8 protein-coding genes are annotated in these 13,668 nt (G+C 68.2%); 6 read left to right on the top strand and 2 right to left on the bottom strand.

Features of this window, described 5'->3' with window-relative positions; genetic code table 11:
* The first annotated feature begins 103 nt into the window (after positions 1-103).
* Positions 104-3,781 carry a hypothetical protein gene (locus tag OG344_RS07510; protein ID WP_405087571.1) on the top strand — a complete coding sequence of 1,226 codons (3,678 nt, stop codon included), beginning with the start codon at positions 104-106 and terminating at the stop codon, positions 3,779-3,781.
* Between the two features lie 766 nt (positions 3,782-4,547).
* Here OG344_RS07510 and OG344_RS07505 read toward each other — a convergent pair.
* Positions 4,548-5,024, bottom strand: a complete 477-nt coding sequence (locus tag OG344_RS07505; RefSeq protein ID WP_405087570.1) for an SAM-dependent methyltransferase — start codon at positions 5,022-5,024, stop codon at positions 4,548-4,550.
* Positions 5,025-5,054: 30 nt separating this feature from the next.
* Positions 5,055-6,437 (bottom strand): hypothetical protein, encoded by a 1,383-nt coding sequence (locus tag OG344_RS07500; protein WP_405087569.1) that lies wholly within the window; start codon positions 6,435-6,437, stop codon positions 5,055-5,057.
* Between the two features lie 405 nt (positions 6,438-6,842).
* Here OG344_RS07500 and fxlM point away from each other — a divergent pair, with 405 nt between their 5' ends.
* From fxlM to OG344_RS07475, 5 genes are all read left to right on the top strand, one after another.
* Entirely contained in the window at positions 6,843-8,087 is a 1,245-nt protein-coding gene (gene fxlM / locus OG344_RS07495) for a methyltransferase, FxLD system (protein ID WP_405087568.1), read from the top strand.
* 65 nt (positions 8,088-8,152) lie between these two features.
* Complete coding sequence (locus OG344_RS07490; protein WP_405087567.1) at positions 8,153-8,347, top strand: FxLD family lanthipeptide; 195 nt, start codon at positions 8,153-8,155, stop codon at positions 8,345-8,347.
* An 83-nt stretch (positions 8,348-8,430) separates the two neighbouring features.
* Positions 8,431-11,532 (top strand): lantibiotic dehydratase, encoded by a 3,102-nt coding sequence (locus tag OG344_RS07485; protein WP_405087566.1) that lies wholly within the window; start codon positions 8,431-8,433, stop codon positions 11,530-11,532.
* The gene (locus tag OG344_RS07480) at positions 11,529-12,704 is read left to right on the top strand and encodes a lanthionine synthetase C family protein (protein ID WP_405087565.1); all 1,176 of its coding nucleotides are present in this window, start codon (positions 11,529-11,531) and stop codon (positions 12,702-12,704) included. The genes OG344_RS07485 and OG344_RS07480 overlap by 4 nt, the downstream gene beginning before the upstream one ends.
* A complete protein-coding gene (locus OG344_RS07475) occupies positions 12,686-13,666 on the top strand; it encodes a thiopeptide-type bacteriocin biosynthesis protein (RefSeq protein WP_405087564.1) in 981 nt (326 codons plus the stop codon). The genes OG344_RS07480 and OG344_RS07475 overlap by 19 nt, the downstream gene beginning before the upstream one ends.
* Positions 13,667-13,668: the final 2 nt, after the last annotated feature.

Raw genomic sequence — 13,668 nt, 5'->3', positions numbered from 1 at the left:
TCGATATCAGCGACGAGGACAGTGCCCGACGGGCCATGCCCGATTGGCAGACCGGCCAGTAGCGTGCCCACGAACAATCGGATCGCTTCATAAGATTCCGTCCATGTCACGAGTGCGCCCGGCCCGGCAGTTCGCATCACAGCCCGACGTGCCGGTCCTACGGAGTCTCGGACCCACGTACGAAAAGAACCTGCACGGGCGGCACGCAGCGGTCCTCCTCAAGGTTCTCACCGACAGGTCCGCGAACGCCGCGACGAACATCGCGCTCGCGGGGCACTACGGCAGCGGAAAGAGCAGCGTCATCCGCGGCGTCCAGGCGGGTCTGGAGAAGCGGAAGATCGGCTGGGTCAATCTGTCGCTGTCGAGCCTGGGCATCGACGACATGAAGCGGGCGCGCATCCAGGATGACGGGACGCTCGCGCCACTGACAAACCTCATTCAAAAGGAGATCGTCAAGCAGCTGCTCTACCGGAAGGCCCCTGCGGACATGCCGGGGTCGAGGTACTTCCGTATCGACTCGTTCAGACCCTGGCCGGCTGCGATCTGGGGCGCAGTGGTCGCGGTGGGGTTCTTCGTGATCGCGGTCCTGCTGGGGCTGGTGAATCGCGTGGAGAAGATGGGGCCCCAGGCCGTGGTCGCCAGTCATGACTGGGTGCCGTGGGTCATCGTCGTTGGGCTCGGCGTGTTCCTGGGCGTGATCTGGTTCCTGGGTTTGCGTGCCCTGCAGAGCCGGGTGCGGGTGGAGAGCGTCTCCGCGGGCGGAGCGGCCGTCAAGCTGAGCGCGAAGGAGAACTCGTATTTTGATGAGTACCTCGACGAGATCGTCTACTTCTTCCAGAAGACGAAGACCCAGGTCGCGATCTTTGAGGACCTGGACCGGTTCAGGGACCCTCACATCTTCGAGACGCTACGCGAACTGAACACCGTCTTAAACAACTCCGAGCAGATCAAGTCACGGCCGGTTCGGTTCGTGTATGCGGTCCGCGACAGTATCTTCGAGCAACTCACAGTCGATGCCGCCCCGGACGGTGATGCGGATGCCGATGCGGCAGCGCTTCGTGCGTCCGCTCTGGAGTCCGCCCCGTCGGCGAACAGGACAAAGTTCTTCGACCTGGTTGTCCCGATGGTTCCGTTCATCACGCACCGGTCGGCGCGGGATCTGTTGGTGGCGGAGTTCGCCGAGTCGGATGAGCGGCCTTCGACTGCGCTGGTGAATCTGGTTGGCGGGCGTCTGACCGACATGCGCCTGATCCGCAACATCCGGAATGAGTTCGAGATCTACCGTGCCTCGGTCCTGGGAGAGAGGGGCCTCAAGGGCCTCACCGCGGACCGACTGTTCGCGATGATGGTTTACAAGAACCTGCATCTGGAGGACTTCGAGGCCATCCGGCTGGGCACGAGCAAGATCGACGAGGCCCACCGGGCTTTCCGCGACATGGTCACGTATCAGACGGGCCACCAGGCAGCGGTCAGCAAGGAGGCACTAGACCGGATCGCGTCGAACGCCCTGTGGGACGAGCACGCGAAGGCCGCCGGCGAACGGCTCCAGAAGGTGCTGCCGATTGTGCACCGGGCCTCGCAGGGTGGTGCCGAGCCGGTCCTTCGGTACCAGTCGGAGAGCTACGCGCTCGCGACTCTTACATCCGGCGACTTTTGGAGGTCGCTGCACGAGACCCGCAAAGAGGTGCGCCTTATCCAACCTGGATACGGTGGCGTCATCGTCCTGTCGTTCGATGACGTAATCGCGCTGGTCGGGGATGGAGCCGCTGCGCTGAATGATGCCGTCGAAGCCGATGTCGCACGTCTCCAGCGCGCCTCCCGGGCCGCGCGGGAGACCAAGGACTTCGTTGCGAAAGCCACGATGGCGCAGCTCATGGCCAGGACGGACCTGGTCATGCCCACCGACGGCGGCGTGGAGCGCAACCTGGATGCCATCGTTGCCGATCTCGTGTCGCCCGTGGCCCACGACCTCCTTGCCAAGGGCTACATCGACGAAAACTTCACCCTGTACTGCTCGGATTACCACGGCATCGCTATCAGCGTCAGCGCGATGAACTTCATCCTCCATTGCGTCCAGGCCGACCGCGCAGACCACCGCTTCCGGTTCGACGAGGCTGCCTCCATCGACGCGGTCGAGAACGAAATGGGCGCTCGCTTCCTCGACGGCGAGAGCGTCTTCAACCTTGAGGTCTTCGACCACTACCTGCCCACGCGCCCCGAGCGGCTTGATAAGGCTCTCGACAAGCTCGTCATGCGCGCCGGGACCGACTCCTCTTTCATCGATACGTACCTCATGGACGGTGAGTCCAGGGCACTCTTCGTAAGCCGACTGGCTCCTCGTTGGAAGGGCGTGTTCGTCCATCTGGTCGAGAAAGCCCCGTTCGACCTCCTGGCGGCCGTCACGCTCGTTGATGCCGCTGTCCGAAGCGCTGATCGAGACGTCGACTACGACTCCTCGGACCGGGTGGCAGAGTTCCTCTCGGAGCATTACGACCAGATGCAGGCATTTGTCGGCACCGTGGAGACATCAAAGGCGGCTGACCTGGCGGTCCTGGTTCGTCGTCTCGGCACCCAGGTCAGTGACCTCGCGGTGCTTGGGGACGCACAGCGCAAGGCGGTGGTCACGGCTAGCCTGTACCCGGTCACGAGGGCGAACCTGTCCGCGGCACTCGGTGAAGGCACCCCGCTGGCCCTCGACGTGGTGAAGGCGACCAACGCGACCGTCTACGAGCACATCCTCAACAACCTGGACAGCTACCTGCATGCCCGCCAGGAGGGCGAAGTGACCGTCGGTGCCTCGGAGGAGTTCGTCGCGGTGCTGAATGACGTCGCCGGTGCTGCCGAATCGGCGGTGCTGCCGGTTGCGAAGGGCGCGTCGCGGACGTGCGAGGTAGCCGATCTGGATGAACTCGACGAAACGGCATGGACCGCAGTGGTGTCGGCGAGCCGGTTCGCGCCGACCGCCTGGAACGTGAGCCAGTTCGTAGCAAAGTTCGGCGTCCGCGAGGAACTGGTGAAGAATCTGAACAGCCTCGACCTCACCGAGGTCGAGAAGGTGAAGGAGGAGTCCAGGTACGACCTCGGGTATGCGCTGGCACATGCCGAGAGCCTGGACCCGGCAGCGAGGATCCATTTGGTGAAGCAGCTCCAGCTCTCCGGCGGATTGGATCCCGAACGCCTGACCGGCGCCGGGCTCAAGCTGCTCCCGGCGCTGCTGGCCGCCGAACTGGTGCCCGATGCCGCCGAGACATATGCGCGTTTGGGCGGTAGTCCGTTCGCGGTCCGCGAGGAGTACTTCGCGGCGTCCAAAGGTCTGGCGTCCTACGTGTGTGAACTACCGCTATCGAGCGACGACCTGCCCAAGCTCATGCGGAGTCGGCGTGTGGCACCGGCCGTCAAGCGGGCAATCGCCGATGACGCGGAGTACGTACACGGCCGGTTGTCCCGGCAGGGTGCCATCGCGATCTGCGAGTGGGCGGCCAAGGGCAACACGGTCTCGGTGGATCTGCTGGTCAAGCTCAGCGAAGCCGGAGCGCCCGCCGAGCACATCCTGAGTCTGCTGGAACCCCACCTCACTGACATCGAGCTACCGGTGTTGGACCAGATTCTTTTGGCGCTCGGCGATGAGTACGAACCGCTCACCAGGGTCGGCGGCCACCGTCCGAAGCTGAAGGAACGGGACGGGACCGAAGAGCTGCTCAATGAACTAAAGCGCCGCGGCCGGGTCAGCTCGTTCGGCCCAGCGATGCTCAATGGCATCCGGGTCAACATGCGTCGTTGACACCCCGCCAATGGCTCGCAACGCGCTCACGCAGAGTGATCATTAGAAACCATCGGTCATGCAGGATGAACTATCCACAGTCGCGCTACCGATCCGGATCAACGTCCCCGACGGGTGCACCTGATCGATCTGCAAGTCGGTCAGGTGGGGGAAGAGAACCGTGAGAAGCTCCGAGATCGTCACCGATCGTGATCAGCAAATCACCGCAGTCGAGCGTTGGAAGATCACAGAATTAGTGCCAGAGCCCGTTTTCGCGTGTCGTCGACAGGAGCATCCCCGCGGGCGCGGGGGCCGATGCCGAGGGTCGGCACGAGGCCGTCCCTATGCAGGGAGCATCCCCGCGGGCGCGGGACCGACGACAACGTCAACGATGTGATTGTCCCAGGCGCGGGAGCATCCCCGCGCGGGGATGCTCCGCACTGCGGCCACGAGTGGGAGACCCGGGCCGCGTCGCCCCCGCGCCCGCGGGGATGCTCCTACCAGCACTGCGTACCCGAGCCCTGGGAGGAGGTCGCCCCCGCCCCCGCGGGGATGGTCCTGCACTGTCTGCCTGCACCCGGGGTGCGGAAAGGTCGCCCCCGTGCCCGCGGGGATGGTCCTCAAGGTCGGCCGGGAAACCGGCCGCTGGCCCCGTCGCCCCCGCGCCTGCGGGGATGGTCCAAGGGTCCGCGGGTCGATCCCCGCCGCGCGCCCGTCGCCCCCGCGCCCGCGGGGATGCTCCTGCGCGATCGCCATGCGGGTCGGTGGCCGCTGCGTCGCCTGACCTTCAAGCTTGCGGAGCGGCCCAGTAGTTCTTGAGCATTTCACCTGGCCAGTTGGGCTGGTGTACTTCGCCGCGGGGGCCCATCTCCTTGAAGTACGGCGCGAGGTCGTAGATGGGGCTGCCGTCGATGGCGTCCAGGTCGGTCACATGGAGGTCCAGGCCGTCGACCTTTAACAGCCTGGGGAAGGACTGGGCGAGCTGGTTCGGGCGACGGTGGTTGCGGTGGACGAAGGTGCCGGTGGCTGGCCACTTGGGGTTGTTGCGGGGACTGCGGGCATGCAGAGCGACATCGTCGGGGGATGCCTTGTGGAAGTGCCAGACGACCAGCAGGTGGGAGAACTCCTCAAGGCCCTGGACGACCTCGGGAGGGAACTCGGGGTTCAGGCGGATGATCGCCGGGGCGCTCCAGTGGTCGTCGGTGGGATCGACGCGTCCACCGACCACGACGCCGATGGGGTGGATCGTCAGAGATTGAGCCATAGGTGTCCTCATCCCCTCGTCATGACGTGATCAATGTACGCGGGCCAGATAGGCGGCCGCCCGGGCGTCGAGCTGAGTGACCGCCGGGATCCTTCGGCGCCGGTAGGGCGAGAGCCGGGTACGCATATCGAGGACGGCCTGCCGGGCCCGTCCGGAGGAGATGCCCTCCTCCAGCACGTCCAGGGCAGTGCTCCAGCTGGCGCACGCCTCTTCCAGGCCGCCGCTCGCGATCTGCGTGGATCCCTGGTATCCGAGCGTCACCACATGCGTACGCCGGAAGGCATCTCCCCGGGTCCGTACGCTCCGCCTGAACTGGCGGATGGCGCCCTGATGGTCGCCGCAGTCCCGCAACGTGCACGCGGTCTCGTGGGCCAGCGAGGCTTCGCCGAAGAAAAATGTGCGCTGTGGCTCCTCGATGCCCTCGCCGGCCGATGAGAGATCGTCTTCGGCTGTGAGCAGGGCCTTGGCCGCGGCCTGCTTGTCACCGTTGGCTGCCAGGGCACGGGCGTGGACGACGCCGAGCAGTGCCCGCTCGCGGGGAGTTGCCGAGGCGTAGCGCTGGCCCTGCATGGAGGCGGTGGCCAGTTCAAGGCCTTGGGCGAAGAAGCCGAGGTCGATGGCCTGGTGCGCCATGGCGCGCAGGATGTGACCGGTCAGCGGTGGGTTCCCGGCACGCGCGGCCAGTTTTACGGCGAGGACGAAGTACCGCTGGGCCAGGGCGTGCTCGCCGTTGTCGAACCCCATCCACCCTGACAGGTACGCCAGCTCCGCGGCGGCGGAGAACATGTCACGCCGGACCTGCTCGCTTGGAAACGTCCCCTGGAGGAAGGCGGCGACGTCCGACTGCAGGTATCGCGCCAGCGCCTTCCTGCCGTGGCCCCCGCCGCGCCGCTGGTCGATGCGGGAGAAGGCGGCGGTGAGCTCCTGGACGGCTGCAACGTCACCGCGGCCGACGCGTTGAGAGTCGGCCGGCGCTGGCGGTTGTCTGGCCATGGTCTCCCACCAGCCCTGGTCGGGGAGGGTGAGGGCGGCCACTGAGTACACCGCGCCACTCAGCAGGCTTCTGCGATCCGCGTCCACGTCCGTTCTCCCCAGATCGGTCAGCGTGGTTGTTGGGTCTGTGTGCCAATCCAGCGCCTCCTGTTCCGGGGCGTGGGGAACTGTGAACCCGAGCTCCTCTGGCGTGATGATGCGCTTCAGGCGACGGGACAGCGCCTGCGACAAGATTACGGGTGCCGCGCCGGACGGTTTCGCCCCAGCCACCCACATGCTGACATGAGAACGGCCGATATGTGCGTATTCGAGCAGGTTGTTCTCCTGGGCGATGCGGCTGAACGCGCTCGCCGCCTGCGCCCGCGACCAGCCGGCCTCCTGCAGGAGCGCGGCGAGCCGTTCATTTCGTTCGCGTGCCATGATGCGCCTCCGCGTGCCAAATGGCCACTTTGACCAATTCGGCCGACCCCCAACTGCGACAGGGGAGGCCAGCATTGTGCGGATCACCGTAGTCGCCAGCTTCAACCCTCTCGCGGAAAATCGCCAGCAGCTATTTCCTATCCGGCCGTCGGAGCGTAGCCGCTGACGATCTTTGATCACTTTGACCACACCGCGGACCTCGACCCCCTGCTCTGCCGGCCTTCGTTGCGGTTCTCTGGAGGGGCTACCGACGAGACCGTTGCGAGGAGGGAGCTGGGCCACGCCGGGATCCATCAAGGCGCGTATTCGTTCACGCCGCCGGACATAACCGGCACACCGGACGAAATTGACTAACAAATCAGCCAATCAAGCAAGAATCACCAGATAAAAGGCAGGGGGCGCCGTATGGCCGAGAAGGTTGACATGTCGGAAGAGGCCGATCGGGCGGTAAAGATCCGCAACGCTTTAACGGACAAGCTTCGCACCGACGGCATGATCACCTCTGAGGTCGTGGAACGAGCCTTCCGTACGGTGCCACGGCACGAGTTCGCACCCCCGGGCACACCGTTGGAGGTCGCCTACAACGCCGACGACTCGGTGGCGACCAAGACCGACGAACACGGTGTGATCATCTCCTCGGTCAGCGCGCCGTTCATCCAGGCCCGGATGATCGAGCAGGCGCGACTCGGCCCCGGCATGAGCGTGCTGGAAATCGGGTCCGGCGGCTATAACGCCGCGCTGTTGGCCGAGGTCGTTGGACCGGCCGGCCGCGTGATCAGCATGGACATCGACCCGGAGGTGACAGAGCGCGCCCGCGCTCTGCTGGAGGCGGCGGGGTACGGCAACGCGGTCACGGTCGTGTTGGGCGACGCCGAGCACGGAGTGCCCGAGGCCGCTCCGTTCGACGCGATCATCGTGACAGTCGGCGCGTGGGACATCCCACTGGCCTGGCTGGAACAGCTGGCCAGCGACGGGACCCTCGTCGTGCCGCTGCGTATGAACGGCATCACCCGCTCGATCGCCTTCCGCCGCGAGGCGGACCACCTGGTGAGCACCTCGGCCGAGGTGTGTGGGTTCGTCGCGATGCAGGGCCAAGGCGAGCACGCCGAGCGGGTCTTCCTGCTCCCTGACGCCCACGGCCGCGCCGTCAAGCTGCGGTTCGACGACGGGGCACCGGAGAATCCGAGCCTGCTGGACGGGGTGCTGGCGACCGAGCGGACCGAGGCATGGTCCGGCGTCACGGTCAGGCACGGGGTGTCGTTCACCGACCTGCACCTGTGGCTCGCCGGCTTCCTCCCGGGCTTCTGCAAGCTCGCCGTGGACGAGGGCACCGACCTGGCCAACGAGCGCGGCACATGGTTCCCCTTCGGGGTCGTGCGCGGTGACTCCTTCGCCTACCTCGCGGTGCGCCGGGCCTTGGAGGGCGCGGGCGTGGAGTTCGGGGCCCGTGCCTACGGAGCACACGGTGCGGAAGCCGCGACCGCCCTGGTCGAGCAGACCCAGGCATGGGATCGCCGCGCCCGCGGTGGCCCGGCCCCAACGTTCGCCTTCTGGCCGACCGGCAGCGACCGCACCCGCCTTTCCCCAGGCGCGGCGGTCTTCCCCAAGACCCACGGCCTGGTCACGATCTCCTGGCCCGCGACGGGCTAAGCCCACGCGGCCCGCCGGGCCAGGTGCACCACACCCAACCCATCCACTGTGAGGAGAGTGATCCGATGGCTCCATCGCTGACCCTCGACGCCCCTGAAGCCCTGAGCACGGCGGACGTCACCGACGAGGAGTTCGAACTGGACATGCGCGTGGTGGAGGCCACCACCCCGCTCGTGATCATGATGTGCGACACCAGCGACGGCTGCGGCAACAGCTGCAGCACCAGCGCGTGCTCCACCAGCTCCAACGACCCGGCCTGAACCAGTCCAGCCCTGTGTCGTCGGCGTCCATGCCCGCCCTGGACGCCGACGACACATTTCTCACCCCCGAGGAGGGGGATCACGTGAGCATTCCCCCGCGATACCGGCACCACGGCCTGGTGATGATTCGCGCGACGACCGACCCAGGTGACCTGGACGTACCGGCGCACCTGGACGCATCCGACCCGGCCGCGACCGAACAGGAAGGCAAGGACTGGCTGGAGAAGGTGTGGTCCCGCGACGACGTACGTGAGGCGCTACGCCTGGCCAACCCCGTCCTCGCCGCGCGCATCGAATACCTCCTCGGCCGGGACGCCGGCCTGGCCGCCACAGGGCAGCTGCGCCGCGCGATCGTGTCTATTGCCTCCTACCTGCTGCGCTGGCAGCGGCGCGCCACCCCGTTCGGGCTGTTCGCCGGGGTGACCACGGCCAGCCTCGGGCCCGCCGTGGCAAAGATCGGTACCGGGCATCGCGCGCTGGTACGCGCGGACGCCGAATGGCTCACCATGCTGATCGACCGGCTCGAACGGCATCCGGAGCTGCGCTCCCAGCTGACCGTGGTGGCCGACAACACCGGGATCGTGCGCGACGGGCGGTTCATCGTGGCCGCCCGGGCGGCACTGGGCGCTCGGACTCCAGGCCCGCTGCGGGAGATATCCGTACGGCACAGCCAGCCGGTGCGGTTCGCGCTGGCCGAGGCTGCCTCGCCGATCCGGTTCGGGGCGCTGGCCGCCCAGCTGAGAGCCCGCTTCCCGGCAGCCGCGCCCGAGACGATATACGCGCTGCTGAACAGTCTGGTCGATCAGGGCATCCTGATCACCGGTCTGCGTCCGCCGATGACAGCCGTCGACGGGTTAGCCCATCTGATCGGCGCACTCCACGCGGTGGACGGATACCAGCTTCCCGAGATCGCGGCGCTGCTGCGCAACCTTGAGGAGATCCACGAGCACCTCGCCCGCCACAACAGCGAGACCGACCCGCGGCGGGCTGCGGGGATCCGCGCCTCGATGGCCGCACAGATGACCGCGCTCGCGTCAGGGACCGGGCCTGTGCTGGCCGCCGACGTACGGCTTGACGGCCAGATCACCGTTCCCGAGCCTGTACTCGAGGAGGCCGCGCTCGCCGCCAGCCTGCTGCTGCGCCTGACCACGCGACCTTTCGGTTCCGCGGCCTGGATGGACTATCACCAGCGGTTCCGCGCTCGGTATGGTCCCGGCGCCCTGGTCCCGGTGCGGGAACTGGTCGCCGACTCCGGGCTCGGATACCCCGGCGGCTACCTCGGCGCGCCGCGCGCCCGGCCCGCCTGGCGGACGCTGACCCAGCGCGATGCCGCCCTGCTGGCGCTCATCCAGCAGGCCGTCCTGGACCAAGCCGAGGAGATCGAGCTGACCGATGCCGACATCCAGGCGCTGACCGTGGGCGAGCACGCCGACATCGTGCCGCCGCAGCGCGTCGAGCTCGGCGTCACGCTGCACGCCGGCTCAACCGAGGCGATCGACCGCGGCGAGTTCGAGTTGCGGGTCACCGCCACGCCCCGTTCGCACACCAGCATGGCCGGACGCTTCGCGTACCTGCTCGGCGACACCGACCGCGCACGGCTCACCGCGACCTTCACCACTGCCGACCAGCACGGCGACGACGAAGCAGGCCAGCACTCGGTGGCGGTGCAGCTGTCGTTTCCGCCTCGCCGCCCGCACAACGAGAACGTGGTACGCGTCCCGCGACTCACCCCCGACGTTCTGTCCCTGTCGGAACATCCTGACGCCAGTGCGATCAGTATCGATGACCTGGCCGTCACCGCCGACGCCGAGCAGATGTACCTGGTTCAGCGCTCCACCGGCCGGCGAGTGGTTCCTCGGATACCGCACGCGCTGGACACCTCCATCCAGAGCCCGCCACTGGCACGGTTCCTCGCCGAGGTCGCCGACGCGCGCAGCGCGGTATTCGGACCCTTTGATTTCGGAGCCGCCCGCACCCTGCCCTACACGCCGCGCGTCCGCTACCGCCGCTCGGTGCTGGCTCCTGCTCGTTGGATCCTCACCCTGGACGACCTGCCGAGCACCGCGGGAGGCGATGAATCGAATGCGGCGCTTGGGTCCTGGCGGCAACGGTGGCGGGTACCGGTGCGGGTCGTCCTCTGCGAGGGGGAGCTGCGCCTGCCGCTCGACCTGGACCAGCGACTGGACCGCACCCTGTTGCGGATGCGGCTGGAGCGATCCGGACGGATCGAACTGCATGAGGACAGCGCGCCGGAGGACCAGGGATGGATCGGCCGACCGGCTGAGCTGCTGATCCCGATGACCGCGATCACCCCGCCGCCGCGCCGGCTCCCGGTGACCGCGCAGCCGGGTGCCGTCCTCCGGCCGGGCGGCTCGGCCATGATGCACGCGCAGCTGATCGGCAACCCCGCGCGGTTCGACGAGATCCTGATCAGGCACCTGCCCGCCTTCGTCGACGGCCTCGCCGACATGGTCGAGCGCTGGTGGGTCCGACGGCATCGCGATCTGATCCGGCTCGACGCCGATCAGCATCTCGCCGTGTTCGTGCGCCTCGCCGCCGTCGAACTGTACGGGCCCGTCGCGGAACGCCTCGCGGCCTTCGCCGGCGGTCTCCACGACCGTGGTCTGCCCGCGCAGCTCACGCTGGCCTCCTACCCTGAGCATCCCGCCCGGTACGGCGAAGGCCCCGCGCTGACGGCCGCCGAGCAGATGTTCGCCGCCGACACCAAGGCGGCCATCGCGCAGCTCACGATGGCCGCGGCCACCGGGCTCCCTGCCCAAGCTCTGGCCGCGGCGTCGATGACGCGACTGGCCGCATCGTTCGTCCCCGACCCGGAGTCCGGATGCCGGGCGCTGATCCGATGCGTGGCACAGGAAACCGGGGCACTGGATCGGACGCTCCGCGACCACGCACTGCACCTGGCCGACCCTGCCGGTGACTTCCACGCTCTGCGCGCCCTGCCGGGCGGCGAGGTGGTGGCCGCCGCATGGCGAGCCCGGGATACCGCCCTGGCGGCCTACCATCGAGCCCTCGCCGGGCAGCGCGATCCCGTCACGGTGCTTCCCGCTCTACTGCACGAGCACCATGTACGGGCCCTCGGAGTCGACCCTGCCTTCGAGAAGACGACCGGCCGCCTCGCCCGCGCGGCGGCGCTACGCCGCCTGGCCACGGCAGGTGCCCTGTGAGCACCGGTACGGTGACGCTCACCGTTGAGGAAGCCACCCGCCAGTCCCTGGCCACCGGCACGGCAGGGACCGCGCTCCTTCACATCGAGAAAGCCCTGTCCGGCTCGGCGGACTGGGGGATCGCACATGCCCACATCCGGCAGGCGGTGGCCGGGCCGATCGACGCCGGCGCTCACGCCGGGTTGTACTACGGGGCACCGGCCATCGGTTTCTTGCTGCACGCCGCCGAATTCGGCGGTAGCTCGCGCTACCGCTCGGCCGCCACGGCCTTGGACGCATCCGTGCTACGGCTGACCCGCCGGCGTCTGGCCCTGGCGGCGGCCCGGATGGAGCACAGTGAGACCGCCACGTTCGGCGAGTACGACCTGTTCTACGGGCTGACCGGCATCGGTGCGCTGCTGCTGCGTCGCATTCCCGGCAGCGACGCACTCGCCGACATCCTGCGCTACCTGATCCGCCTGACGCGGCCGCGCCGTGACGACGGGATCGAGTTGCCGGGGTGGTGGGTGGCGCACGACCCGGATCCGATCCTTCCGACACCCGGCGGGCACGCCAACTTCGGGATCGCGCACGGCGCGGCGGGACTGCTCGCGCTGCTGGCACTGGCCGCCTCACATGGCTGCCTGATCGACGGTCAGCGTGAGGCGATCGAGGACCTGTGCGCCTGGTTCGACCGATGGCGGCAGGACTCACCGGAAGGGCCTTGGTGGCCGCAGTGGATCAGCCGCGAGGAACTGCGAACCGGCCGCCTGGCCTGCGACGATCCGGCCCGGCCCTCCTGGTGCTACGGCGCGGCCGGGATCACCCGCGCCCTGCAGCTCGCGGGAATCGCCACCGGAGATTCCCGACGGCGCACGGCCGCAGAGGACGCCTTGGCCGCGTGCCTGACCGACCGGCAGCTCGACCGGATCACCGAGGCGGGACTGTGCCACGGAATGGCCGGGGTGTATCAGACCGCCTACCGCGCCGCCCTCGACGCACACAACCCCGCAATCGCACAGCGGCTCCCCGCGGTGGCCGACGCGCTGAACCGGCACGCCGCCGCCTGGATCGGCAAGACAGACGAGAGCGGACTGCTGACCGGAGGCACCGGGGTGAGCCTGGCACTGGAGACCATGCGGCGATCCACGCCACCACGCTCGGGATGGGACGCATGCCTACTGATCACCTGACCTCCACCTGCGGCCCAGCGTCGCCGCACCAGGTCGCCTCCGCCGTGCTTGCCGTGCTCACCGGAGTCGACCTTGAGACCACCGCTGCCGACACCGGCATCGAGCTCGCAGACCTTCACGACGCCCTGCAGGCGTATCAAGCCGCCGGGCTCGCAGCGCTGGAACAGCACGCGGAAAAGCAGTGGTATCAGGTGCGCGTCCAGTTCCCCGACTGGAACACCGCAGAGGTGGTCGCCGCCACCTGGCTCGGCCCCCGCCTGGACCAGCTCGAAGCCAACGGAGCAGCGACCGGCTGGTGGTTCCTGCGCAAGCACCCATGCTGGCGGCTGCGTCTACGCACAGCAGACACCGCAACGGTGGACCAGATACTCGACGAGCTGACCGCGGCCAGGGTGCTCTCCCGATGGTGGCCGTCCGTACACGAGCCGGAGACCACCGCCTTCGGTGGAAGCACCGGGATGCACGCCGTTCACGAGCTGTTCTGCGCCGACAGCCGCGGCGTCCTCGATTACGCGCGTCACGACGCCCCGGGCCTCGGCCGCCGCGAGCTGTCCCTACTGCTGATCAACGCTCTCCTGCGCGCGGCGGGGCTGGACGGATTCGAACGCGGCGACGTCTTCGACCGGGTCGCCCACCTGCGCCCCGCGCCGCCCGACACCGATGCCGAGCGCATCGACGCACTGGCAGGGAATGCGCGCACCCTGCTGGCCGTACCCGCCCAGCCGGGCAGCCCGCTGTTCGCACCCGACGGACCCGCCTCGTTCGCCGCACCCTGGCTGGCGGCATTCACGGCGGCCGGCCGCCGACTCGGCGAGGCGGCGGCACAGGGCAGGCTCGACCGTGGGCTGCGCGCCATCCTCACCCATGTCCTGATCTTCCACTGGAACCGGTTAGGCCTGTCGGCCACCACCCAGGCGATCCTCGCCCGTGCGGCAAGCACAGCCCTCCTGCCTCGGAGCTGACC

Source organism: Microbispora sp. NBC_01389 (assembly GCF_045040095.1).
In the GTDB taxonomy this organism is placed as follows: Bacteria; Actinomycetota; Actinomycetes; order Streptosporangiales; family Streptosporangiaceae; genus Microbispora.
The sequence above is the reverse complement of the archived record's forward strand: the minus strand, read 5'-3'. Positions and strand labels throughout refer to the sequence as shown.

Bases quoted from the DNA above. Each gene is read 5' to 3' on its own strand.
- OG344_RS07490 (WP_405087567.1), top strand. From the start codon at position 8,153: ATGGCTCCATCGCTGACCCTCGACGCCCCTGAAGCCCTGAGCACGGCG.
- OG344_RS07500 (WP_405087569.1), bottom strand. From the start codon at position 6,437: ATGGCACGCGAACGAAATGAACGGCTCGCCGCGCTCCTGCAGGAGGCC.
- OG344_RS07505 (WP_405087570.1), bottom strand. From the start codon at position 5,024: ATGGCTCAATCTCTGACGATCCACCCCATCGGCGTCGTGGTCGGTGGA.
- OG344_RS07510 (WP_405087571.1), top strand. From the start codon at position 104: ATGTCACGAGTGCGCCCGGCCCGGCAGTTCGCATCACAGCCCGACGTG.
- OG344_RS07475 (WP_405087564.1), top strand. From the start codon at position 12,686: ATGCCTACTGATCACCTGACCTCCACCTGCGGCCCAGCGTCGCCGCAC.
- fxlM (WP_405087568.1), top strand. From the start codon at position 6,843: ATGGCCGAGAAGGTTGACATGTCGGAAGAGGCCGATCGGGCGGTAAAG.